General features: G+C 66.1%; 27 protein-coding genes and 1 tRNA gene. 15 read left to right on the forward strand and 13 right to left on the reverse strand.

From position 1 onward, the window contains the following. Nucleotides 1-11: 11 nt before the first annotated feature. From ACZ1I2_RS21890 to ACZ1I2_RS21905, 4 genes are all read right to left on the reverse strand, one after another. Nucleotides 12-1,283, reverse strand: a complete 1,272-nt coding sequence (locus tag ACZ1I2_RS21890) for an aminotransferase class V-fold PLP-dependent enzyme (protein WP_465175855.1) — start codon at nt 1,281-1,283, stop codon at nt 12-14. After that, nucleotides 1,283-3,658, reverse strand: coding sequence for a TonB-dependent receptor plug domain-containing protein (locus ACZ1I2_RS21895; RefSeq protein WP_465175854.1), 2,376 nt, complete (start codon nt 3,656-3,658; stop codon nt 1,283-1,285). The genes ACZ1I2_RS21890 and ACZ1I2_RS21895 overlap by 1 nt, the downstream gene beginning before the upstream one ends. A 173-nt stretch (nt 3,659-3,831) precedes the next feature. After that, nucleotides 3,832-4,365 (reverse strand): group III truncated hemoglobin, encoded by a 534-nt coding sequence (locus ACZ1I2_RS21900; protein ID WP_465181531.1) that lies wholly within the window; start codon nt 4,363-4,365, stop codon nt 3,832-3,834. Nucleotides 4,366-4,411: 46 nt separating this feature from the next. After that, on the reverse strand, nt 4,412-5,503 hold the full coding sequence (locus ACZ1I2_RS21905) for a glycoside hydrolase family 43 protein (RefSeq protein WP_465172073.1): 1,092 nt from the start codon (nt 5,501-5,503) through the stop codon (nt 4,412-4,414). A gap of 137 nt (nt 5,504-5,640) precedes the next feature. Here ACZ1I2_RS21905 and ACZ1I2_RS21910 point away from each other — a divergent pair, with 137 nt between their 5' ends. Together ACZ1I2_RS21910 and ACZ1I2_RS21915 are read left to right on the forward strand one after the other, a co-directional pair. Then, nucleotides 5,641-6,747 carry a DNA alkylation repair protein gene (locus ACZ1I2_RS21910; RefSeq protein ID WP_465175852.1) on the forward strand — a complete coding sequence of 369 codons (1,107 nt, stop codon included), beginning with the start codon at nt 5,641-5,643 and terminating at the stop codon, nt 6,745-6,747. A 6-nt stretch (nt 6,748-6,753) separates the two neighbouring features. Continuing rightward, nucleotides 6,754-7,014 carry a hypothetical protein gene (locus ACZ1I2_RS21915; RefSeq protein WP_465172071.1) on the forward strand — a complete coding sequence of 87 codons (261 nt, stop codon included), beginning with the start codon at nt 6,754-6,756 and terminating at the stop codon, nt 7,012-7,014. Nucleotides 7,015-7,070: 56 nt separating this feature from the next. Here ACZ1I2_RS21915 and ACZ1I2_RS21920 read toward each other — a convergent pair whose 3' ends face one another. Genes ACZ1I2_RS21920 through ACZ1I2_RS21935 form a run of 4 tightly spaced genes read right to left on the reverse strand, consistent with a single transcriptional unit; the run spans nt 7,071 to nt 10,640 of the window. Continuing rightward, a complete protein-coding gene (locus ACZ1I2_RS21920) occupies nt 7,071-7,865 on the reverse strand; it encodes a 3'(2'),5'-bisphosphate nucleotidase CysQ (protein WP_465172070.1) in 795 nt (264 codons plus the stop codon). Then, a complete protein-coding gene (locus ACZ1I2_RS21925; protein ID WP_465172069.1) occupies nt 7,858-9,204 on the reverse strand; it encodes a TldD/PmbA family protein in 1,347 nt (448 codons plus the stop codon). The genes ACZ1I2_RS21920 and ACZ1I2_RS21925 overlap by 8 nt, the downstream gene beginning before the upstream one ends. A 31-nt stretch (nt 9,205-9,235) precedes the next feature. Beyond that, entirely contained in the window at nt 9,236-10,180 is a 945-nt protein-coding gene (ubiA, locus tag ACZ1I2_RS21930) for a 4-hydroxybenzoate octaprenyltransferase (RefSeq protein ID WP_465175851.1), read from the reverse strand. Between the two features lie 40 nt (nt 10,181-10,220). After that, complete coding sequence (locus ACZ1I2_RS21935) at nt 10,221-10,640, reverse strand: hypothetical protein (RefSeq protein WP_465175850.1); 420 nt, start codon at nt 10,638-10,640, stop codon at nt 10,221-10,223. 102 nt (nt 10,641-10,742) lie between these two features. Here ACZ1I2_RS21935 and ACZ1I2_RS21940 point away from each other — a divergent pair, with 102 nt between their 5' ends. The 7 genes from ACZ1I2_RS21940 (at nt 10,743) to mtnA (ending at nt 15,879) form a co-directional block, all read left to right on the forward strand. After that, entirely contained in the window at nt 10,743-11,492 is a 750-nt protein-coding gene (locus ACZ1I2_RS21940; protein ID WP_465177101.1) for a 16S rRNA (uracil(1498)-N(3))-methyltransferase, read from the forward strand. A 32-nt stretch (nt 11,493-11,524) separates the two neighbouring features. Continuing rightward, nucleotides 11,525-12,898 (forward strand): glutamate--cysteine ligase, encoded by a 1,374-nt coding sequence (locus ACZ1I2_RS21945; protein ID WP_465175849.1) that lies wholly within the window; start codon nt 11,525-11,527, stop codon nt 12,896-12,898. A gap of 43 nt (nt 12,899-12,941) precedes the next feature. Next, nucleotides 12,942-13,015: transfer RNA gene (locus ACZ1I2_RS21950), tRNA-Gly, on the forward strand. Nucleotides 13,016-13,052: 37 nt separating this feature from the next. Next, complete coding sequence (gene mtnB, locus ACZ1I2_RS21955) at nt 13,053-13,670, forward strand: methylthioribulose 1-phosphate dehydratase (protein ID WP_465175848.1); 618 nt, start codon at nt 13,053-13,055, stop codon at nt 13,668-13,670. Continuing rightward, nucleotides 13,667-14,209 carry a 1,2-dihydroxy-3-keto-5-methylthiopentene dioxygenase gene (locus tag ACZ1I2_RS21960; RefSeq protein ID WP_465175847.1) on the forward strand — a complete coding sequence of 181 codons (543 nt, stop codon included), beginning with the start codon at nt 13,667-13,669 and terminating at the stop codon, nt 14,207-14,209. The genes mtnB and ACZ1I2_RS21960 overlap by 4 nt, the downstream gene beginning before the upstream one ends. Continuing rightward, the gene (gene mtnC / locus ACZ1I2_RS21965; RefSeq protein WP_465175846.1) at nt 14,210-14,845 is read left to right on the forward strand and encodes an acireductone synthase; all 636 of its coding nucleotides are present in this window, start codon (nt 14,210-14,212) and stop codon (nt 14,843-14,845) included. Then, nucleotides 14,842-15,879, forward strand: coding sequence for an S-methyl-5-thioribose-1-phosphate isomerase (mtnA, locus tag ACZ1I2_RS21970; protein WP_465172061.1), 1,038 nt, complete (start codon nt 14,842-14,844; stop codon nt 15,877-15,879). Before mtnC ends, mtnA begins: the two co-directional genes overlap by 4 nt. 136 nt (nt 15,880-16,015) lie before the next feature. On the opposite strand, the gene ACZ1I2_RS21975 is transcribed toward mtnA, so the two are convergent. Next, complete coding sequence (locus ACZ1I2_RS21975; RefSeq protein ID WP_465175845.1) at nt 16,016-17,158, reverse strand: aminotransferase; 1,143 nt, start codon at nt 17,156-17,158, stop codon at nt 16,016-16,018. Nucleotides 17,159-17,318: 160 nt separating this feature from the next. Here ACZ1I2_RS21975 and ACZ1I2_RS21980 point away from each other — a divergent pair, with 160 nt between their 5' ends. From ACZ1I2_RS21980 to ACZ1I2_RS22000, 5 genes are all read left to right on the forward strand, one after another. After that, nucleotides 17,319-18,248, forward strand: a complete 930-nt coding sequence (locus ACZ1I2_RS21980; protein WP_465175844.1) for an HPr kinase/phosphorylase — start codon at nt 17,319-17,321, stop codon at nt 18,246-18,248. Next, complete coding sequence (locus ACZ1I2_RS21985; RefSeq protein WP_465175843.1) at nt 18,245-19,153, forward strand: sulfotransferase domain-containing protein; 909 nt, start codon at nt 18,245-18,247, stop codon at nt 19,151-19,153. The genes ACZ1I2_RS21980 and ACZ1I2_RS21985 overlap by 4 nt, the downstream gene beginning before the upstream one ends. Continuing rightward, complete coding sequence (locus tag ACZ1I2_RS21990; RefSeq protein ID WP_465175842.1) at nt 19,150-19,413, forward strand: PqqD family protein; 264 nt, start codon at nt 19,150-19,152, stop codon at nt 19,411-19,413. The genes ACZ1I2_RS21985 and ACZ1I2_RS21990 overlap by 4 nt, the downstream gene beginning before the upstream one ends. Further along, nucleotides 19,385-19,861, forward strand: a complete 477-nt coding sequence (locus ACZ1I2_RS21995) for a lasso peptide biosynthesis B2 protein (protein WP_465175841.1) — start codon at nt 19,385-19,387, stop codon at nt 19,859-19,861. Before ACZ1I2_RS21990 ends, ACZ1I2_RS21995 begins: the two co-directional genes overlap by 29 nt. Nucleotides 19,862-19,992: 131 nt before the next feature. Next, a complete protein-coding gene (locus ACZ1I2_RS22000; protein ID WP_465172055.1) occupies nt 19,993-20,295 on the forward strand; it encodes a DUF6916 family protein in 303 nt (100 codons plus the stop codon). 33 nt (nt 20,296-20,328) lie between these two features. Here ACZ1I2_RS22000 and ACZ1I2_RS22005 read toward each other — a convergent pair whose 3' ends face one another. The 4 genes from ACZ1I2_RS22005 to ACZ1I2_RS22020 are packed head-to-tail and all read right to left on the reverse strand — an operon-like array spanning nt 20,329 to nt 22,537. Beyond that, the gene (locus tag ACZ1I2_RS22005; protein ID WP_465175840.1) at nt 20,329-20,862 is read right to left on the reverse strand and encodes a GNAT family N-acetyltransferase; all 534 of its coding nucleotides are present in this window, start codon (nt 20,860-20,862) and stop codon (nt 20,329-20,331) included. Between the two features lie 13 nt (nt 20,863-20,875). After that, nucleotides 20,876-21,424 (reverse strand): phage tail protein, encoded by a 549-nt coding sequence (locus ACZ1I2_RS22010; RefSeq protein WP_465175839.1) that lies wholly within the window; start codon nt 21,422-21,424, stop codon nt 20,876-20,878. A gap of 14 nt (nt 21,425-21,438) precedes the next feature. Further along, nucleotides 21,439-21,975, reverse strand: a complete 537-nt coding sequence (locus ACZ1I2_RS22015) for a phage tail protein (protein WP_465175838.1) — start codon at nt 21,973-21,975, stop codon at nt 21,439-21,441. Nucleotides 21,976-22,012: 37 nt separating this feature from the next. Beyond that, nucleotides 22,013-22,537: a phage tail protein gene (locus ACZ1I2_RS22020; RefSeq protein WP_465172051.1), complete on the reverse strand. Its 525-nt coding sequence runs from the start codon at nt 22,535-22,537 to the stop codon at nt 22,013-22,015. 335 nt (nt 22,538-22,872) lie between these two features. On the opposite strand from ACZ1I2_RS22020, the gene ACZ1I2_RS22025 reads away from it, so the two are divergent. Continuing rightward, nucleotides 22,873-23,052, forward strand: a complete 180-nt coding sequence (locus ACZ1I2_RS22025) for a hypothetical protein (RefSeq protein WP_465172050.1) — start codon at nt 22,873-22,875, stop codon at nt 23,050-23,052. Nucleotides 23,053-23,085: the final 33 nt, after the last annotated feature.

The raw sequence follows: 23,085 nt of genomic DNA on the forward strand, positions 1-23,085 counted from the left end.
CGACGGGCGGGTCACCCGTCCCGGGCGGCCGCCACGACGCCGGGCAGCGCCCCGGCAAGGCGATCCACTTCTTCCATACTGGTGAACAGCGCCGGCGTGACGCGCACGCACGCCCCGGCGGCGATCCCGTCGCGGTGAACCGTGAAGATGCGGTGCCGTTCGAGCAGATGCCGCGCGATGCGCATATTGCCCGCCGTGTCGGTCACGCCCTTGACTCGAAAGGAAGTGATCGCCCCGTGCAGCGCGGGATCGTCGGGCGTCAGGACCTCGATGCCTGGCACGGTGCGCGCGCGGGCAACCCAGCGATTGCGTAACGCGCTCAGGCGATCGGCGCGGCGCTTGCCGCCGATCCTGGCCTGGAAAGCAAGCGCGGCGGGAACGGTGAGGCCGGCCGCGAAATCATAGGTGCCGAGATGGACCCGGCTGAAAAGATCGTCCTGTCCTTGTGCCGGATTCGCCGGATGGCGATCGATCCGGCCCAGCGCGCTTTCCCGGACATGCAGGAAAGCGACCCCGAGCGGCGCGCCGAGCCATTTGTGCCCGTTGATGCCGACAAAATCGCAATCGAGATCGGCAAGGCTGAAATCGAGCTGGCCCCAGCTGTGCGCGGCGTCGACGATCACGTCGATACCGCGCGATCGGGCAAGCGCCGCGATCTCCCGGACCGGCAGCACAAGGCCGGTGCGGTGGCTGAGATGCGTGAGCAGAATCAGCCTCAGCCGGGGATGCGCGGCCATTGCCTGCGCATAGGCATCGACCAGCGACGCGCGCGTCGCCGGTTCGGGCAGCGCTATACGCGCGACCTTGGCGCCGCGGCGCGCAGCCAGGCTTTCCATGCAGGCCTGCATGCTGTCGTAATCGAGATCGGCGTAGAGCACCGCATCGCCCGGCTGGAGACGGTTATAGCCGAGAATGAGCGTCTCCAGCGCCTCGGTCGCGTTGCGGGTGAAGACGAGTTCCTGTGGCTTCACCCCCATTGCGGCAGCGGCCTGATCCCGCGCCGCCATCATGTCGCGCGTCATTCCGCGCCGGGCATAATAGCTGGTATCCCGGTTCACCCGTGCGACCGTCTCCTGATAGGCCTGGAGCACCGGCCGCGCCATCATGCCCCAATTGCCGTTCTCGAGCTGGATCACATCCCTGGGCGGATCATATTCGGCGGCGATCGATCGCCAGAACGCGTCATCGTCCATGTCGGGCGGCACGGCGGCGCGGCCGGCGGCGACGACCGCGGGCAGCACGAGGCCACCCGCGATCACGGACCGGCGACGAATGCCGCCCATCAGAAACGCAGCCCGACCCGGGCATAATATTGCCCGCCATCCGTGTCATAGGGGGCGTTGCGCGAATAGATCAGGCCACGATTGGCCTGGTTGGTGGCTTCATCCGGATAGGTGTCGAAAATGTTCTCCGCCCCCACACGCAGCGATATGTTCCGGGTCATCTTGAACGAGATCGCGGCGTCGAACAACGCAGTCGAACCGAAGCGCTGGAACAGCTCGCCCGTGGCGTTGCCCGTGACGTCCGTCCAGGCACCGTAATAACGCCCGCGCACCATCAGCCCGACCGGGCCGATCGTATAGTTCAGCGTGCCGGTGGCGTTGTGCTGCGGCAGCCGCTCCTGAAAGATGCGCCGTTGCGTCTCGTTGGGGATCGAGGCGCTGGTGCCGCCGCGCACGCGCGTCTGATTGTAGTTGTAGGCAAGCGCCACATTGACCCGGCCGGGCCCAATATCCCGGATATAGCCCAGGACCACGTCGATGCCGCGGGTGCGCGTATCGAAATCATTGGTGAAATAGCTGACTGAAGTGAAGCGATCCGGGTTCGGGAAGGACGCCGGCACGGCAAAGGTCGCGGACTGGCCGAAGCGATCGTCCAGCTCGATCTGATAGAGGTCGATACTGGCGCTGAGACCGCCGGTCTGCGCCGTCAGGCCTGCGGTCAGCGTGCGCGATTTTTCCGGCGTGAGCGGTTTTGCCCCGAGTGCGAGCGCCAGCGGATCGTTGGGCGAAAGGCGGCCCTGGTTGAACACCTGCAGCGTGCGCGTGTCGAGCCCCTGAGTCACCTGGCGGGTGTTGAGCTGCGCCGGGGTCGGCGCGCGGAAGCCAGTCGAATAGGTGATGCGCGCCGCGAGCCCGTGCATCGGCTCGATCCGCCCGGCGAGCTTGTAAGTGAAGGTATCCCCGAACGCCGAGAAGTCCTCGTAACGGCCGGCTGCGCCGAGCGTCACCATCTCGACCGGCTTCCATTCGAGATCGAGATAGCCGGCATAGCTGCGCTGGCTCCATGCGCCCGACTGAGTCGGGCTGAAACCGGGAAAGCCGTTCGAGTTGGGGGCAAGCCCGGTCTGGGCGCCCGGGCCGACGGCATAGGACGCGGGATCGCCCGGCGACACCCGATATGTCTCCACGCGGCGTTCGCCGCCAAAGGCGATATTGACCGGATCGTCCGTGCCGACGGGCAGGCGATAGACGAAGTCGGCGTTGAGGTTTACCTCGCGCTGCTGGAGACGGCCGAGATAGAAGCCGGTCGGGCTGTTCGGCCCAAGCGAGGCATTCAGGCTCTCGTTGAGCGTATAGTCGATGCGGCTGCGGCCCAGCGAGGCACTCAGATCATAATGGAAGCGATCGCTCGCGTCGCCGCGAAGGCCGGCGACCGACTGATAGTCGCTATAATCGGTGCCGAAGCGCGGGGTGAAACCGGTCGGATAGATCGTGTTGAACGAAAAGCCGGGAAAGGCGGAGCTCGCGCCATAGACGCTGGCGGTGCCGACCGGGTTGCGCCAGTTGAAATCGGTCACGCCCTCGCCCTGCTGGGCGGTGCCGAAGACATAGAAGGTCGCGCCCTCGGCAAGGTCGTAATGGCCATTGACCGCCCCGCTGATCCGCTCCTGTTGCGGCTGGCCCCAGCGCTGTACCGGGTTGGGCACGTGAAGCTGGGGATTGGCTGCCTGAAAGGCGATCGCATCCGGCCGCTGGCGCGTGCGCGAGGTGGGTTCCTGCCGGTCGAACTGACCGGTGAAGGCGATGGCGCCACGATCGCCGAGCGCGATCCCGGCGTGGATGCCCCACTGATATTCATTCCCGTCCCCGGCATAATAGCGCGAGACCTGCCCGTACGCGTCCATCCCGGGGGCTTCGTCGAGGATGATGTTGATGACGCCGGCAATGGCATCCGACCCATATTGCGCCGATGCGCCATCGCGCAGCACCTCGATCCGGCCGATGCCCGCGCTGGGGATGCTGGCGAGATCGGGCGACTGAGCGCCGCGCGTGCCGAGCAGCGCGGAGCGATGATAGCGTTTGCCGTTGACCAGCACGAGCGTCTGGTCGGCGGAAAGGCCGCGCAGCGTCGCGGGACGGACAAAGGCCTGGCCATCGGCGGCGGGCAGGCGCTGGACGTTGAACGAGGGAAGCAGCTGCGCGAGCGTGTCGTTCAGATCGCCCGACACGCTTGATTCGACCGTCGCGCGGGACAGGACATCGACCGGCGCAAGGGTCGAAAACTGGCTGCGCGCGCGATCGCGCGTGCCGGTGACGACGACCTGATCCGCCTCGGCCGGGGTGTCGGCCGCCGCCGTATCGACGGATTGGGCCAGGGCGACAGGCGCGCAGACGACGTGCAGCGCGATCACCGCGCTGCCGAGCAGAAGCTTCATCAATATCCCTTTTGTTTTTTCAGCGACCCGATTGTGCCGGTGGCTGCGCCGCTAGGCGCTGGCGATGACCCGGGCGTTGCGGATCGAGGTCATGCCGATGACAGCGCAACGTCGCTTTGCAGTCATGGCGTAGGCGCGAGGGTCGTCGAGAAGACGGAGCGTAGTGCGACGCGTTACGACGCGGACGGTGCGGAGATCGCGGCCAGCCCGCCCTGTTGGATGCGGATTCCCATCAGCAGGCTTTCGCCGATCCGCCACGCCGCTTCGCGAAACCGTTCGGCGACCGCCAGGCTGGGCGCGAGGCCGTCAAGCGTTTCGCCCCAGAGCGCCTGCCAGCGCGCGAAATGCATCTCGTCGAGCCCGGCGATGGCGATGTGCTTGCGCATCGGATTGCCGCTGTAGCGCCCGGATTCGAGCATGATCGAGGCCCAGAAATCCTTCATGCGCGCGAGATGGTGGGGCCAGTCGGCGATCCGTTCGGCGAAGATCGGGCCGAGCAAGGCGTCCTCGCGGATGGCGTCATAGAAATTCTCGACCAGGCGCGAAATGAAGAGGTCGTCGATCCCGGACCGCAGCGCATCGGCCATCTTTCGCGCCCGCACCTGCTCGGCGTGGTTGGTCGTCATATCATGCGGTCCGAATTCGATGTAGTCACCAATGCGATGTAAGTGCGCCGGCGCCCCGATCCAGCATCTGACCGGAATCAAATGCCGGATCTCCTGCTGCCTTCACGAGCCGCGCTACGCGCCCTGCTCACTTCACAAACGGATCGATCGTCCTGATCGTCCCGTCGTCATTATAGTGAAGCTCGGTCACCTTGACGTTGCGCAGTCGGGTGTCGCCGCCGGACAGCTGGCTGTCGGCATAGAAGAGCCACCAGCGGCCGTCCTTTTCGACGATCGAGTGATGAGTCGTCCAGCCGAGCACCGGCTCCAGGATGCGCCCCTGATAGGTGAAGGGGCCATAGGGCGAATCGCCGATGGCATAGACCAAATAGTGGGTGTTCCCGGTCGAATAGCTGAAATAATATTTGCCCTTGTACCTGTGCATCCACGACGCCTCGAAGAAGCGGCGGTCATGGTCGCCACCGAGCAGCGGCTTGCCCTGCTGGTCGAGGATCACGACGTCGCGCGGCGCCTCGGCGAACTCCGTCATGCCCGGCGCGAGCTTCGCGATCCGGGGGCTGAGCGCCGGCTTGTCGGGGGTGCCGGCATCGGTCTTCGAGCCGTTCGGATCATAGGTGCCGGTGGTGTTGCGCTGAAGCTGGCCGCCCCAGATACCGCCGAAATACATATAGCTCTGGCCGTCATCATCGGTGAACACGGCCGGATCGATCGAGAAACTGCCCTTGATCGGCTGCGGGTTGGCCTTGAACGGGCCGGCCGGCGATTTCGAGGTCGCGACACCGATGCGGAACGCGCCGGCTTTGTCCTTGGCCGGGAAATAGAGATAATAGGTGCCGTCCTTGTACGCCGCGTCGGGCGCCCACATCTGCTTGTCGGCCCATGGCACGTCCTTCACGTCGAGCGCGACCGGATGCACCGTCACCGGGCCGCCGACCCGGTCCATGCTCAGCACGCGATAGTCGCGCATCTCGAAATGGCTGCCGAGATCGTCCTGCGGCGTCGGGCCGTTGATGTCGTGGCTGGGATAGACATAGATCCTGCCGTTCCACACATGCGCCGACGGATCGGCGGTGTAGATGTCGCGCACCAGGGGCTGGGACAGGAAATGGCGCCCGTCCGGAGCCCTGGGCGCCTCGGGCGACTCCTGCGCCGCTGCGACCGAGCCGGTGGTGCCGGCGATCAGCAATGCTGACAAAAGGGCGTTGATCGGCAGTCCCATGGTCGTTCCTCTCCCGAAGCCGGTATCGGCGTTACCGCTAACACTAGATCGGGAGAGACGCCTCTGGCAATTCTCCAACCGCTGGTGGTCGAGCGCTGGCGCGCCTATGGGGCAAGCATGATGGAGAGCGTAGGGGCATGACCAGCGAGACGGCGACGCCCGCGCTGCTGAAGGACATTCTCGGACCCCGGGCGCTGACCGTGATCGCCGACGCCGGTGCGCAGGTTTCCCCGCGCTTCGATCGTGCGGCCTTTCTCGACGCGGCGTCGACGGGGCTGGATGCGCTGTCGATCATGGAACGGGTGCGCCATGTCGCCGATGCCCTGCGGATCGCCCTGCCGGCCGACTATGCCGAAGCGGTGACGATCGTCCGCGCCATGGCACCCCGGCTGACTCATGGGTTCCAGGCGGTCGCGGTGACCGAGTTCGTCGCGCGGCACGGGCTCGGCGATGTCGCGCCTTCAATGGAAGCGCTGGCCGACCTGACCCGTTTCGGCACCGCCGAATTCGCGATTCGGCCATTCCTGGCGCAGGACAGCGCCGGGACGCTTGCCGTGATGCTGGCGTGGAGCGGCCATCAAGACGAGCATGTCCGGCGGCTCGCCAGTGAAGGCAGCCGGCCGAGGCTGCCCTGGGCGGGGCGGGTGCCGGCGCTGAAGGCCGATCCGACACTGGCCGCGCCCATTCTCGAGGCGCTGAAGCGCGATCCCAGCGCCTATGTGCGCAAGTCGGTCGCCAACCATCTGAACGACATCGCCAAGGATCGGCCGGACTGGCTGGTCGACCGGCTGGCGACATGGCCGGCGGACGACGCCCGCACCATTTGGATCATCCGCCATGCGCTGCGGACCCTGATCAAGCAGGGCGATCCGCGCGCGCTGGCGCTGATCGGGGTGGGGCATGGTGCCGCAGTCGACGTGTCGGGCTTTGCGGTTGCGCCGGGGACGGTGCGGCTTGGCGACGCGGTCACCATCGCTGCCGATGTGAGGTCGATGGCTGCCGAGGCGCAGCGGCTGGTGGTGGATTACCGCCTGCATTACGCCCGGGCGGGTGGGAAGAGCGCCGCCAAGGTGTTCAAGCTTCGCACGTTCGACCTTGGCGCCGGCGAGACGGTCGCCCTGAGCATTCGGCAGACGATCAAGGATTTCAGCACGCGGCGGCATCATCCGGGCACGCATGAGGTCGAGCTGATCGTCAACGGACGGACCATGGCACGTACGGCGTTCGAGCTGCTGGCGGGCTGAGCACAGGTGGCGAAGAAGAAATATCTGCTGACCGCGACCCTGCCCGACGGCTACGTCAAGACGATCGGGCCGACCGCGACCGAATTCACCCATTATTGGCGGATCGTCGCACGTCTGGGCAACGGCAAGACCGAGGTTTTCTGGGGCCATAGCAAGTCATTGGCCGAGGCGAAGAAGACGCGCGCCCTTGCGGCCGAGGCAGGCGCCAGTCGCGGCTGGGTGAGCCATGATGTCGACATCGTCGAGCTGGTGCGGACGCCGGGATAGCGGCGTTCGGAGCGTTTCGATTTAGGCAGCGCCATTCCACCTCCCCTGCTGGGGGATTATTTGATGGCCAGCGTCTTCGCTCGATCGGCCAGGCGGTCGACCGCGGCGGCATGGATGCCCGGAGTCGTCGCCAGCACGCCGAACGCCTGCGCGCTGGGAGTATTGAAAAACAGCGGCTTGCCGAACGCGTCGCTGACCGTGGCCCCCGCCTCGGCCGCGATCAGCACGGCGGCGGCGACATCCCATTCATAGCCCCAGCGCAAGGTCGCCACGAGATCCGCCTCGCCCGCCGCGACCATCGCGATGCGGAGCGCGATCGAATTGGGCTTGGCCACCGCGACCAGATCGCTGTCGACCTTGGGCAAGGTATCGGTCGGCACACGCGCGCCGGAGAAGACCGCCCGGTTGCCGGCGCGGATCGGGAAACCGTTGAGCGTCGCGCCCTTGCCTGCCTCGGCCCGCCAGATCTCGCCCCGCGCTGGCGCGTCGAGCACGCCGATCAGCGGCTGGCCATCCTCGACCAGCGCGATCGAGACGGCCCAGCCTTCCCGCCCGCGCACATAATCGCGGGTGCCGTCGATCGGATCGACCACCCACAGGCGCGACTGGGACAGGCGATCGGCATTGTCGACCGTCTCCTCCGACAGCCAGCCGGCATCGGGCACCAGCGCCGAGAGGCGTTGGTGCAGCAGCGCGTCGACCTCCAGATCGACCTCGCACACCGGATTGCCCGGGCTCTTTTCCCATTGCCGGAATTCGGTGCGCCACTTGGCCAGCGCCACCGCGCCGGCTTCGGCAGCGATTGCCGCAATGGCGTCGGCCAGATCCCCGGTGCCGGGGCGATCAGCCACTCGCCACCGTCATGCCCTCGATGCGCAGAGTCGGCACGTTGGTGCCGTAGCGGAATTCGAGATCATTTGCGGGGGTGAGGTTGAGGAACATGTCCTTCAGATTGCCCGCGATGGTGAATTCGGCGACGGGCGTCGTGATCTCGCCGTCCTCGATCAGGAAACCGGCCGCGCCGCGGCTGTAGTCGCCGGTCACGCCATTGACGCCCATGCCGATCAACTCCGTCACGAACACGCCGCGTTTGATGTCGGCGATCAGCGTCTCGGGCGGCATCGCGCCGGCGCACATATGCATGTTGCTGGTCGACACGCCCGGGCTGCCGCCGGCACCGCGACTGGCATGGCCGGTCGGCTCCAGCCCGAGCTGGCGGGCGGAGGCGCTGTCGAGCAGCCAGGTTTCGAGCATGCCGTGCGAGACGAACTCGACGGGCGACACGGGGAGGCCCTCGCCGTCGAACGGGCGCGAGCGCAGGCCCTGCGGCCGGTGCGGGTCGTCGCAGATGGTGACGCCGCTCGAAAATATCTGGGTGCCGAGCGCGTCGAGCAGAAAGCTGGTCTTGCGCGAGATCGCCTGCCCGGAGATCGCGCCGACCAGATGGCCGAGCATGCTCGATCCGACGCGCGGATCGAACACCACCGGCATCGCGCCGCTGGCGAGCCGGCCGGGGTTGAGCCGGGCGACCGCACGCTCGCCGGCGCGCGTGCCGATCGACAGCGCGTCCTCCAGCTTGTGCCGATGGCGGGCGGAATGATGGGCATAGTCGCGGACCATGTCGCCGCCCGATCCGGCAAGCACGCTGGCCGACAGGCCATAGCCGGTCGCGGCATAGGCGCCGGCGAATCCGTGGCTGGTGGCGAGCGCCCAGACCGAACGCGACGCGCTGGCGCCGCCGCCTTCGCTGTTCGACACGCCCGCGACGGCACGCGCCGCATCCTCGGCGGCGAGCGCGGCTTCCTTCAGCGCCTCGGGCGAGACAATACCGCCATCGTCGAGATCGAGCTGCGGCGGGGCGCCGTGCAGCAGGCGATTCTCCGGCGCGAGGCCGGCCCAGGCATCCTCGGGCGCCTCGCGCGCCATGGCGACGGCGCGTTCGGCGAGCGTGGTGATCGCGGCGGACGACAGGTCCGAGGTGGAGACGCTGGCCGAACGGCGGCCGACGAACACGCGCAGCCCAAGCTCGGCATTTTCGGAACGGCCGACATCCTCGAGCGCGCCGAGGCGGATCGACACGTCGAGCGAGGTATCGTCGACGAACACGGCATCGGCGGCGTCGGCTCCGGCGGCCTTGGCGCGGGCGACGATGTCCTGAGCGCGGTCTCGCGCCTGATCTGGAGTAAGCATCGAGCGGACTTAGGGAGGACCGCCGCGAAGGTCAAAGCGCTGACGATACGCCCACGACAAAACAGGCGGCAAAGACGAGGAAACCGGCGAATCGGTTCGAGCGGAATCGCGCCAATGCGTTGTCGCCGTCATTCGCGCTGAGCGTCGCGACCTGCCAGGCGAAATGGAGCGCGACCGGGAGCAGGGCGAGCAGCGCGATCGGATCGGGCCGGACCTGCCAGAAGGACGCCGCCCAGAAACCGAGCGCGAGCAGATAGAGGATCGCCACGCCTTCGCGCACCCGGCTGCCCATGCGGCGCGCGGACGAGCGGATGCCGACCAGCGCATCGTCTTCCTTGTCCTGGATCGCATAGATGGTGTCATAGCCGACCACCCAGGCGATGGTGCCGGCATAGAGCAGCACCATCGCGGCGACGAGATTCCACCAGTGCATCTCGAACATCGTCGGTTCGGCCGCCGCGAAGCCGACCACCGCGCCCGAGCCGAACACCAGCCCGAGCCAGAGCTGCGGCCACCAGGTGATCCGTTTCATGAAGGGATAGATTGCGACGATCGGCAGGGTCAGCAGCGCCAGCCCCTTGGCGTAGAGGTTGATATGCCACCACACCGCGAAACCGATCGCGACAAGCACCAGCAGCCAGATCCACGCCGCGCGCACCGACACGCGGCCGCTCGGTAACGGGCGGTTGCGGGTGCGCTCGACGCTCGCGTCCAGCTCGCGGTCCGTGATGTCGTTATAGACGCAGCCCGCGCCGCGCATCGCGATCGCGCCGATCAGCAGCCACAGCAGCAGCCACCAGTCGCCCAGCCGGTTGCCCGACAGCGCCACGCCCCAGGCACAGGGCCAGTAGAGCAGCCACCAGCCGATCGGCCGGTCGAACCGGGCGAGCAGCGCATAGGGACGGGCCATGGGCGGCAGGAGCCCGACAAAGCCGTGATGCTCGGTGTCGGGGACGATCTCGGGCGCAAGGGTCATGGCCCGTCTGTAGCCCCGCGCGCGCGGGCGGCAATCCGTCTTAGCGTGATGGCGCCTCGTCGGTTTCGGCCGGAGCTGCCTCGTTCGACGCGGACGCGGGGCGATCGACGGTCTTTTCCGGGGCATGTTCGACGACGGAAATGGGCGCAGCCTGCGACTTGCCAAGTTGTCGAGTCCAGGGATTCATGCCGATGCAATATCCCGACATATTGCCACACTGGCGGAGTTCGCCGGTGTTGCTGTCGACGATCACGATGACGATCTGATCGTCCGAGACGGTCGCGGTCGCCTTGTCGGCAGGTTTGTCCGCCGCGCTCATCTTGGTCCAGGTGCGGTCGGCAGGATAAAGGCCGACGCCCGAGTATCGGCCAGACGGCGCGTGCGTGGTCCCATCGACTCGAGGCCCGCAACCGCCAAGAGCCATAACAGTGACGAGCACGGCAAACGACGACGCCTTCATGCATTCTCTCCCGCCCATTACTGAAAGCATATCATGATAGGGGATATTACAGAACACGCCCCGGGGTGACGGAAGAAGCGACGGGGGCTAGTGATGCCCATCATGCCCGCAACCCCCGCCTGGCCGCCGCAATCGACTCCGCGACTCTTCGTCGAGACGCCGCTTCGCGAGGGCGCGCAGCTGCGCGTCGAGGGTGCGCAGGCACATTATCTGCTGTCGGTGATGCGCACGAAACCGGGCGACCCGGTCAAGCTGTTCGACGGCGAGAGCGGCGAATGGCTGGGCATTGCCGCGACCGTCAGCAAGCGCGACCTGCTGCTCGAGGTGACCGCGCATCTGCGCGAGCGCGAGCCAGTGCCCGATCTGTGGCTGTGCGTCGCGCCGCTGAAGAAAGGGCGGATCGACTGGATGGCGGAAAAGGCCTGCGAGCTGGGCACGGCGCGGCTGGTGCCGGTGCTGACCCGCCGCACGGTGGTCGACCGGCTCAACCTCGACCGGCTGCGCGCGCATATGATCGAGGCGGCCGAGCAATGCGGGCGAACCGCGGTCCCGGACCTGGCCGAGACGGTGAAGTTGCCGGCTTTGCTGCGCGACTGGCCGGCGGGGCGGGCGCTGTTCTTTGCCGACGAGACCGGCGGCGTGCCCGCGCTGGAAGCGATGCGGGCGCACCAGGGGCCGGCGGCGATCCTGATCGGGCCCGAGGGCGGGTTCGACAGCGACGAGCGCGAGGCGATTCGGTCCTTGCCCGAGGCGGTCGGCATCGGGCTGGGGCCGCGCATCCTGCGGGCCGATACCGCGGCGGCGGCGGCGGTGAGCCTGTGGATGGCGGCGGCGGGGGACTGGTCCCTCTAGCGTCGGACCGTCGCCCTCGCTAAAGCGCCGCCATGAGCACGAAGACCGTTTCAAAGAGCAACGCAGCGGTCATCGAACACCGCGACCAGCTGGTCCAGAGCTTCGCCCGGGGCGAGAAGCCGGTCGATCGCTGGCGGATCGGCACCGAGCACGAGAAGTTCGTCTATTCCCTCTCCGACCATCACGCGCCGAGCTATGACGAGCCCGGCGGCATCCGCGATCTGCTCGACGGCCTGACCGAGTTTGGCTGGCGTCCGGTCGAGGAAGGCGGCAAGGTCATCGCGCTCGCCGGGCCCGACGGCGCGATCAGCCTGGAGCCCGCTGGCCAGTTCGAGCTCTCCGGCGCGCCGCTCGACAATCTGCACGAGACCTGCGCCGAGACCGGCCGCCACCTGGAACAGGTCAAGGCGATCGGCGACAAGTTCGGCATCGGCTTCCTCGGCATGGGCATGTGGCCGGACAAGACCCGCGCCGAGCTGCCGATCATGCCCAAGGGCCGCTACGCGATCATGCTGCGGCACATGCCGCGCGTCGGCACGATGGGCCTCGACATGATGCTCAGGACCTGCACCATCCAGGTCAATCTCGATTACGAAACCGAAGCCGACATGGCGAAGAAGTTCCGGGTCGGCCTCGCGCTGCAGCCGCTGGCGACGGCGTTGTTCGCCAACTCGCCCTTCACCGAGGGCAAGCCCAACGGCATGCTCTCGTACCGCAGCCATATCTGGTCGGACACCGATCCCGCGCGAACCGGCATGCTGCCCTTCGTGTTCGAGGACGGGTTCGGTTACGATCGCTACACCGAGTACGCGCTCGATGTGCCGATGTACTTTGTCTACCGCGACGGCCGGTACATCGACGCGGCGGGGCTGAGCTTCCGCGATTTCCTGAAGGGCGAGCTGTCGGTGCTGCCGGGCGAGCTGCCCTCGCTCGACGACTGGAACGATCATCTCTCCACCGCCTTTCCCGAGGTGCGGCTGAAGACCTTTCTCGAGATGCGCGGCGCGGACGGCGGGCCGTGGGGCCGGATCTGCGCCCTGCCCGCTCTGTGGGTCGGGCTGCTCTATGACGGCACGGCGCTCGATGCGGCGTGGGACGTGGTGAAAAACTGGACGATCGAGGAGCGCCAGGCGCTGCGCGATGCGGTGCCGAAGCTGGCGCTCGACGCGCCGATCCCCGGGGGCGGCAAGCTGCGCGATATCGCCGGCGAAGTGCTCGACATCGCCAATGGCGGCCTTGCGGCGCGCGCGCGCTTCGACGCCTCGGGCAGCAACGAGACGGGCTTCCTCGATCCGCTGCGCGAGATCGTACGCTCGGGCAAGGTGCCGGCGCAGGTGCTGCTCGACAAATATCACGGGGCCTGGGGCGGCGACGTCTCGAAGGTCTATGACGAGATGCGCTTTTAGGGCGCTTGCGCCCGCCGGCCCTTGCCGGTAATTCGCCCTCAGCGCGGGTATAGCACAATGGTAGTGCAGCAGCCTTCCAAGCTGAATACGCGGGTTCGATTCCCGCTACCCGCTCCATTTTTTCCTTGAGGGACGCGCGTCCATGGCGGTCAGCATGCTTGACGCAAGGGCTGCGATCGTCGCGGTCGGGCGCTGGCTCGACGGCAAGGGCTGGGCCCCCGCGACCGCGGGCAATTATTCGATGCGGCTGGACGATGGCAGCTTCGCGGTGACCGTGTCGGGCCGGCACAAGGGGCGGCTGACCGAGGACGATGTAATGCGCGTCGACGCGGCCGGCGCGTCGCTCGACGGCAAGAAGCCATCGGCCGAAACCGCGCTGCACCTCGCGCTCTATCGCGACTTTCCCGATGCGGGCGCCGTGCTGCACAGCCATTCGCCTGCCGCGGTCGGGCTGAGCCGTGCCTTTCCCGATCTCCACGGCTACACCCTCGCCGGACATGAGATGCTGAAGGCGCTGCCCGGCATCCTGACGCACGAGGCGAACATCACCCTGCCGATCGTCGACAACAGCCAGGACATGGCGGTGATCGACGCCGCGATGGCGCCGCGCCTGCTGGCGCCGGGCGCGGTGCCGGCCTATCTTATCCGCAGCCACGGCCTGTACGGCTGGGGCCGCGACATGGCCGAGGCGGAGCGGGTGATCGAGGCGGTCGAATGGATGATCGCCGCCGAGCTGGCCGAGGCGGGTTTCCGCAGAGGGAGCGAAGCATGAGCCATTTGCAGATATTCGACGAGCAGGACGGCACCGCCCCGCTGCTCGACACATCGGACGGCGAGACGATCGCCGCCGAGCTGGCGACGATCGGCGTACGGTTCGAGCGCTGGCCGACGCGTCCCCTGCCCGATGCAGCGGCGATCCTCGAGGTCTATGCGCCGGAGATCGAGACGCTGAAGGCCGAGGCCGGTTACCAGTCGGTGGATGTGGTGGCGCTCGCGCCGGACCATCCCGAGCGCGCAACGCTGCGCGGGAAATTCCTGTCGGAACATACGCATGGTGAGGACGAGGTACGCTTCTTCGTCGATGGCGAGGGGCTGTTCACGCTGCATGAGGGCGGGCGGGTGTTCAACATGCTGTGCACCAAAGGCGATCTGATCTCGGTGCCTGCCGGCATGAAGCACTGGTTCGACATGGGCCCTGCCCCGCGCTTCACCGCGATCCGGCTGTTCGTCAATCCGGACGGCTGGGTCGCGAGCTTCACCGGCGACAGCATCGCCGATCGCTTTCCGCGCCACGAACCTGCACTCGCCTGAATGCCGCAGGCGATCCTGACGGATATCGAGGGCACGACCTCGAGCATCGCCTTCGTGGCGGAAACGCTGTTCCCCTATGCGCGCGAGCGGTTGCCGGCGTTCGTCGCGGCGCATCCCGATGCGGTCGCGCCGATCCTCGCCGAGGTGGCGGCGGCGGAACCGGGCGATCCGATCGCGACCCTGACGCGCTGGATCGACGAGGACCGCAAGGCCACCCCGCTCAAGACGTTGCAGGGCCTGATCTGGGAGGACGGGTATCGTGAGGGCGCGTTCACCGGCCATATCTATGCCGATGCGGTCGCGGCGCTGCGCCGCTGGCACGCGGCGGGGATCGCGCTCCACGTCTTCTCCTCGGGGTCGGTCGCGGCGCAGAAACTGCTGTTCGGGCATAGCGATGCGGGCGACTTGACCCCGCTTTTCTCGGGTTATTTCGACACGACCACCGGGCCGAAGCGCGAAGCAGCGTCCTATGCCGTGATCGCCGGCGCGATCGGGCTCGAACCGGGCGACATATTGTTCCTGTCGGATACGCCGCAGGAAATCGCCGCCGCGCGCGCGGCCGGCATGCAGGCTCTGCTGATCGATCGCGACGGCGGCATGGGCGACATCGCCAATTTCGGGGATATCACGGCATGAAGCTCGATGGCGCGCATCAGCGATCGATCCGGCGCACCGGGGACGGGCGCGGCGCCTGCATCATGGATCAGCGCGAACTACCGTGGAAGATCGTCTGGGTCGAGCTGCGCAGCGCCGCGGAAGCCGAACGCGCGATCCGCGAGATGTGGACGCGCGGGGCGCCGCTGATCGGGGCGACCGCGGCCTATGGCCTGGCGATGGCACTGGCCGAGGATGGATCGGACGCGGCGCTCGATAAGGCCTATGCGACCCTGCTCGCCGCGCGGCCGACCGCGGTCAATCTGCGCTGGGCGCTCGACAAACTGGTCGAGACGGTGCGCCCCCTGCCCCCGGCCGAGCGCGCCGCCGCTGCCTTCGCCCGCGCCGACGCGATCTGCGACGAGGATGTCGAGCTCAACCGCGCGATCGGGGAGCATGGGCTCGACCTGTTCCGTGCGCTGCACGCAAAGAATCCGGATCGTCCGCTCAACATCCTGACGCATTGCAATGCCGGCTGGCTGGCGACGGTCGATTACGGCACCGCGACCGCGCCGATCTACCTTGCGCACGATGCCGGCATCCCGGTGCATGTCTGGGTCGACGAGACGCGCCCGCGCAACCAAGGCGCCCTGCTCACTGCGTTCGAGCTGGCCGGGCACGGCGTGCCGCATACGGTGATCGCCGACAATGCGGGCGGGCATCTGATGATGCAGGGTCAGGTCGATGCCGTGATCGTCGGTACCGACCGGGTCACCGCCAATGGCGATGTGTGCAACAAGATCGGGACGTATCTGAAGGCGCTGGCGGCGAAGGACAATGACGTGCCCTTCTATGTGGCGCTGCCCTATACGACCTTCGATGCGGGGACGGCCACCGGCGCCGACATCCCGATCGAGGAACGCAGCGCCGACGAGGTGACTCATGTCACGGGCGAAGGCGGCAGCATCCGCGTGACGGCGTCAGGCGCAGCCAATCCAGCCTTCGACGTGACGCCGGCGCGGCTGGTCACCGGCTACCTCACCGAGCGTGGTCTGTTGGAAAAAGTGGACGATTAATGTCACTCTTTCCAACAGAAGGCCGATTTCCGCATCTCAGGTAATAAACTGATAAATAAGTATTTATTTATAATCGTCACATCATGTCGGTGCGCAAAATGCGATAGGGGCATGACAAAAGTCCGCGCCGAAATGCTCACGGTCGCCTGACCATCCGCTCCAGCGCAGCATCCAGCGTCGCATCCTGCTTGGCGAAGCACAGCCGCACCACGCTCGTCACCGCATCCTTCGCGTAAAAGGCCGAGAACGGCACCGACACCACCCCGGCCTCCTCGATCAGCCAGTTGCAGAAGGTGACATCATCCATGTTCACGCCCGAGCGCGGCAGGTCGATCGCGAGGAAATAGGTCGCGGCGCTGGGCAGCACGGCATAGCCCAGTTTCTCCAGGCCAGAGGCGAGGCGATCGCGCGAGCGTTGATAGCCGGCGCGCATCTCCGTGAAATAGGCGGGATCCTTGCCCAGCCCATAGGCCGCGCCGGCCTGGAGGTTGGGCGGCGTGGTGAAGGTGAGGAACTGATGCGCCTTGGCCAGCACCTGGGCGATCGGCGGGGCGGCGCACATCCAGCCGACCTTCCAGCCGGTCAGCGAGAAGATCTTGCCGGCCGACCCGATCTTGACCGTCCGCTCGCGCATGCCCGGATAGGCGATCAGCGGGCGGTGCGCGGCGCCGTCGAACACGACATGCTCCCACACCTCGTCGCAGATCGCGATCGCATCATGGCTCACGCAGAACTCGGCGAGCAGCGACAACTCCGCCTCCGTCATCATCGTGGCAGTGGGGTTGAGCGGATTGTTGAGGATCAGCAGTTTCGTGCGCGGACCTGAAACGGCCGCCAGCGCCTCGGCGGTGATGCGCCATGCGGGCGGCTCGAGCCGGACCAGCTTCGCCACGCCGCCCGCACGTTCGACCAGCGGGAGATAGGCGTCGTAGAGCGGCTGGAACATCACCACTTCGTCGCCCGGCGTGATCAGCGCGAGGATCGCCGCCGCCAGCGCCTCAGTCGCGCCCGAGGTGACGATCACTTCCTGGGGTGCGAGATCAAGGCCCTGATGCACGGCATAATGATCCGCGACCGCCTGGCGCAGCGCCGCGGTGCCGGGCATCGGCGGATACTGGTTCGACTCCTCGAGCAGCGCCCGGGCCGCCTCGGTAAGCACATCCTCCGGCCCGCGACCATCCGGGAAACCCTGGCCGAGATTGATCGCGCCGGTCTCCCGCGCGCGGGCCGACATGGCCTCGAAGATGGTGGTGCCGAGCGACGCGTAGATCGGGTTCATCGCGCCTCCATGCCGCAGCACGCGGCGGCGCGCCAGTATTTGCCCGGCGCGACTCGGCGAAATCACTGTCCAATGGTTGCGGCACGGGCAGCTATCGATCAGAACGCGTGCAGTGTCGCTGCGGCCATTGTCCCGCCGACGAGATGTCAGGGGTGCGCTTTTGTTTTCCTATCTGGTTTCGGGGCTTAACGTCGCCAGCGAGCTCGCTCTGCCGGGCCTGATCGCGCTGGAACCGGACACCCTCCAGGGTGCCGACGTTACGATCCGCGCCGGTGATGTGCCCTCGGCGCTCGCCGATGCCGAGACCAGCGGGGTGAACTGGCAGATCTCCGGGGACCGGTTCCTGTTCGACATTCCGGGCGTGGTGCGGATCCTGCTGACCGGCGGACGCGAGATTCTGTTCGCGCTGGCGGACGGCAGCTCGATCGAAGAAGCCACGATCTTCATCAGCAGTACGGGATTCGGCATCCTGCTGCACCAGCGCGGTCGCATCGTGCTGCATGCGAGCGCGGTGCGTGTGCGCGATTCCGCGGTGCTGTTCTGCGGCCCCTCCGGCGCGGGCAAATCGACTCTCGCGGCCGCCCTTGTCGATGCCGGATACGATCTGGTCACCGATGATTTCTGCGGCATCGCGACCGATGCCGGCGGCACGCCCTGGGTCGAGCCGGACGGGCGGCAGCTGAAGCTGTGGCAGAATTCGATCGACCGGCTCTCGCTGAGCGCGCGCCGCGCCGCGCCGGTGCGCCCGGCGATCCAGAAATATTATGTCGAGCCGCGCGCCGCGACCGCCGCCGCGCTGCCGCTATCGGCCATCTATGTGCTGCGCGAGGCGCGCCCGCCGCACGTGCCCGGAATCGCGCGGCCCAACATCGTCGATGGCGGGCTGATGGTGCGCAACAATGCCTATCGCCCCGCGATGGTCCGGCGCATGGCGCAGGCCGATCTCTATTTCCAGGCAGCGGCAACCATCTCGCAACGCGCGGGCGTGTTCACGCTGACGCGCGAGATGGACTTCACTCAGATGCCGGTGGTGATGGACTGGCTCGAGGCACATTGGCGCGAGCTCGGCCTGCTGGAGCGCGCCGCTTGAAGAAGAATTTCTGGCTCGCCTCCTATCCGAAATCGGGCAACACGTGGTTCCGGTTGCTGGTCGCGAACCTGCGGCAGGACGTGCCGGTCGATATCAACGACCTGCCCCATCAGGGCGGCATCGCCAGCGCGCGCGCCTGGTTCGACAATGCGATGCTGTTCCCTTCGGGCCTGCTGACCCACGAAGAATGCGACCGGTTGCGGCCGCGCGTCTATGCGTCGATCGCACAGGGCGGCGAGGAACAAGCTGAGGACCGGGAAGCGACGATCGGCGGCGTCCGCTTCATGAAGACCCATGATGCCTGGACCTATACCAGCGATGGCGAGCCGCTGCTGGGTGGACTGAAAGGGGCTGACGGCGCGATCCTGATCGTGCGCGATCCACGCGATGTCGCGCCGAGCCTGGCGAATCATGGCACGAAGTCGATCGACGACTCGATCCAGTTCATGAGCAAGGCCGACGCCAGTTTCGGCGGCGAGCGTGATCGGCAGCCCAGCCAGCTTCGCCAGCAATTGCCGGGCTGGAGCGGTTATAATCACAGCTGGCTCGCCCAGGCCGACTTGCCGGTCCATCTCGTCCGCTACGAGGATCTCCAGGCCGATGCGGGCGGCATCTTCCGCACGGCGCTCGCCTTTGCCGGTGTCGACGTATCGGCGGAGGAGGCAGCCCAGGCGGCGCGCTTCGCCGATTTCGACGAACTCAGGAAGCAGGAACTCGAACGCGGATTCCGGGAGGCGCCGCGTGCGCGACCGGGTGGCGGTTTCTTCCGGCGCGGCGTATCAGGCGCATGGCATGATGAACTCACGCCGGATCAGGTCGCCCGGATCGAGACGGACCATGCGGCGATGATGAAACGGTTGGGTTATCCATTGTCGAGTGCGGGTGAAGAAAGGATCGCGAGTTGATCGAGCGGAAGGGAGACTGGCTCAGCGCGCGCGTGGGCGACGAGATCATGATGATGAGCCCCGAGCACGGCAAATATATCGGCATGAACGAAGTCGGCGCGCGCATCTGGGAGCTGATCGAGACGCCCGCCGACATCGCCACGGTCTGTGCGGCGCTGGTGCGCGAGTTCGAGGTGTCGCCCGAGGATTGCGAGGCCGAGGTGGGCAGTTTTCTGGCGGAGATGGAGAAGCATGGCGCCGTCGCGATCGATCGCGCATAAGTTCCGCACCGCGCTGACGCTCGGACCGCGGCGCCAACTGCTGGTGGCCGAAGCGTCGGCGAGCATGCTCGCGGCGCGCGTGACGCTGGCGATCTTTCCGTTCCGACGCATCGCCAGGGGGCTCGGTGCCTTTGTGCCGCCGAACGATCCGCGCGTCGCGATTCAGGCCCAGGGTGTTGGCGAGGAACAGGCGCGCATCGCCAAGGAGGTCGGCTGGGCGGTGCGGGCCAGCGCGCCGTGGATGCCGTTCCGGTCCGTCTGCCTGCAACAGGCGATGGCCGCGCATGCGATGCTGCGCCGGCGCGGCATTGCCAGCGTGATGCATTTCGGCGCGGGCAAGAGCGACGCGAAGCCGATCGACGCTCATGCCTGGCTCGATGCCGCGGGGGTGAAGGTCACCGGCTATCCGGTGGCGCCGCATTTCGCCGAATTGGGCTGCTTCGTCTGATTCTGCCAGCACAGCCGAAACGGTTGTATCGCACGTTGGGGCCGATTGCCGCCCGCTTGATTGTACTGGGCGCTTGGGGCACTCAATCATCATCACACGGCGGGGGATCGCCGGATCGAGCGGAGTGCCAGATGGCGGACATGGTTGTCGAAACGAAGGAATTTGAGGATTTCGAGCCGCATGTCGGCACGAATTTTTCGATCGTGGCAGAGGGCCTGCCGCCGCTCGAGCTCGTGCTGGAAGAGGCCAAGGCGCTGAAGGCCAGTGCGCAGGACAGCCGCCCTCCGTTTCAGCTCATGTTCCGTCGCGCCGGCGAGGTCTTGCCGCAAGGCATGTACCAGTTCCGCCATGACGACATGGGGGATCTCGTCATCTTCATCGTGCCGACGGGCGAGAACGAGACCGGCGTGGAGTATTGCGCAACATTCAACTGAGCGACGCTCGCCGGTCGTCACCGCGACCGGCGTTCACGCGACCGGTGCGTCGGCGCTCCAGCGCATTTCCAGATAGACTTCCATATCCTCGAACTCCCTGAAGCCGAGGCGGCGATACCAGGCAAGGGCGGGATTGAACTTCTCGACGAAGATATCGATGTCCTTGCCCGCGGCGCGGGCAGTGTCCATCAGCGCTTCGAGGATTGCCGTCCCGACGCCCTTGCCGCGCCATTCGGGCATCATCACGATGTCGATGATGCGGAACTGACCAGAGACTTCCTGGAGGTACAACCTGCCCGCAGGTATGCCGTTCTGTTCGATCACATCGAACCATGTATCGGCGTAATGGGTGCGATAATGCAGCCGCTGCAGCTCGAACTGCTGCGCAACGAACGCCCATTTCTGGTCCGCGGTCCACGGCGTCTGCTCGAGCTCAGCCATGCGTGTGGTAGCGAAGAGCTGAATCAGGAAGGCGGTGTCGTCTTCCGTCTCCGGACGCAGACGATAGCCTTCTGCAAGCAGGGCCGCCGGCAGGACGAATGCCAACGGCCCCTTGTCCTGTGTCACCGAATCAGTCCGATCAGTTGCGCGGCGGGAAAATGCCTCGCAGCGCGACGCAGTAATTCAGCGTCAAATAGGGCTGCCGGTTTTCGTGCGGCTGACCGCCGCCGTTGAAACCGATCGCCGTTGGCGCGAAGTTCACCAGCGTCCCGGGCGTTATCGGAGGAGCCGTATAGGCGAAGCCAGGTCCCGAAGCCGAAAGGAAGGCGTTGCTCGCCGGAGTCCCCACTGTCTGCGCCTGGTTCGAAGGATTAGGCGAGGCGAACGTCACGCCATGATTGTGGGCCGGCATCTCGGTCGTCAGGAGCGTTTCCGTCGTCGTGCCGGCGACTTCGCCCAGTACATAGGGAGAGAGCCCCGGGCCGTTACCCTGGCCGACCGGCGCGATACCGATCATGTTCGGCAAGGCGAAGTTCGACGTGCCATTGCCGCCATAGGTAGTGCCAAGGAGGGAAAACAAGGCAGTGTTCTGCTGGATAGGGAGGATCTGCCCCGCCGCGAATGCCCAGCCCACCGGTGGGAAGTTGAAAGCAAAGATCCTGATCTCGCCAATATATGGTGCCGTCACGGTCTCTCTCCGAATTAGTTGCGGCTGGGGAAAACGCCTTCCAGCGCAATGATAAAGTTGATGGCCATGATCGGCATCAAATTATTGTGCGGCTGGCTGCCACCTGTCGCGCTGATGCTGTTGGGGTTCAACGCACCCTGCTTGAGCGGATTCGCCCCGGGGATCGCGTAAATCTCGGCGGTGCCGACGAGCGTGGCCGGGAACGACGTGTTGGTGGGTGCGGGCTGATTTGCCGTCGCGGTCGTCGCAGAAAGCGAGTGGCTGTGGGCGGGCATCTGCGTCACCGCCAGTGTAACGGTTTCGGTTCCCGCCATCTGACCGATGACATAGTTTGAAAGGCCTGGCCCCTGGCCCTGGTTGATCGGCAGGCGCCCGCGCATGTCGGGAAGGCCGAAGGTAGTGACGCCATCGCCGCCATAAGTCGTTCCGAGCAAGGCATAGAGCGCATCGTTCTGCGCGATAGGCAGCAGTTGCCCCGCGCAGAAAGCCCAGCCGCGCGGGTTGAAATTGCCCGCAAACATTCTGATTTCACCAAGAAAGGGATTGCTCATTTCGTCCTCCGTGCCGTTCTGCCGCGCTTCACAAACCTCAATTCCGTGACGGGAACCGCCCCTGGAGCGCGATGGAGGCATTCAGCGTGGTATAGGGCTGCAAATTGCTGTGCGGCTGACTGCCGCCCGCTGTCGCGACCGAAGCAGGATCAAGCGGTACTGGCGTGCCGCCGGACGCATAGAAATCGACGGTGTCGGACGTATCCGCGCCCAGGGTACGCCCGATCGGCGGCCGGTGCGTGGCGGTCATCGTGGTACCCACCAGGAAATGATTGTGCTGCGGAATCTGCGTTATGAGCAGGGTCACATTCTCCTGGCCGGAGATCTGACCTAGAGCATAGCTCCCAAACGGGCCGTTATTGCCCACGCCGATCGGGGTCCTGGAGCGCAGATCGGGAAGCTGGAAGGTCTGGACGCCGTTGCCGCCATACGTGGTGCCGAGCAACGAGAACAGCGCCTGGTTTTGCTGGATCGAAAGAAGCTGTCCGGCGCAGCTTGCCCATCCACGCGGCGGAAAATTGAACCCAAAGAACCTGATCTCGCCGATAAATGGTTGCGTCATGGCAGCCCCTCACGCGTTCTTCAGAGGGCGCAGCGTCAAGCAGCACCAGGCCCCCCGAGTGTTGACCCGGCGGTTGTAACCGTGCCTCCCAAAGACTCAATAGCAAATAGCAGCCAAAGTCGGCTCTGCTTCTTGTCGGCCGAAGAGTGGCTGCTAACCGCATGATCAAGCACAAGTATATATTTAGGATATCGCGACTACGCCCGAATCGGACCTTAGAATCGCACAATAGGCACGACAGCTTGGGTCCGCCCTGTTGCGCGATATTTTCGGTTCTGTCATAGTCGGATGATTAGCTGTACGGTGCAAATGCGCCATGGGGGGTATCTTTCGTCATGACGTCAATCACGCCTATCGACCTGTCGGAAGCCTCGATGGATGTTATCGAGACGGAGTCGCGCAAGCCCTGGTCGACGCCGCGCGTCATCGTATCGGTGGCCCAGAACGCCGAGGCTCATGTGGGTGATAATCCGCCGGACGGCAGCACGACCTTTTCAGGCCCCTACGGATCCTGATCTTCAGGCCATAATTCTCGGCGCGAACCGGCC

The organism is Sphingomonas sp. BL-S-29 (genome assembly GCF_055521495.1).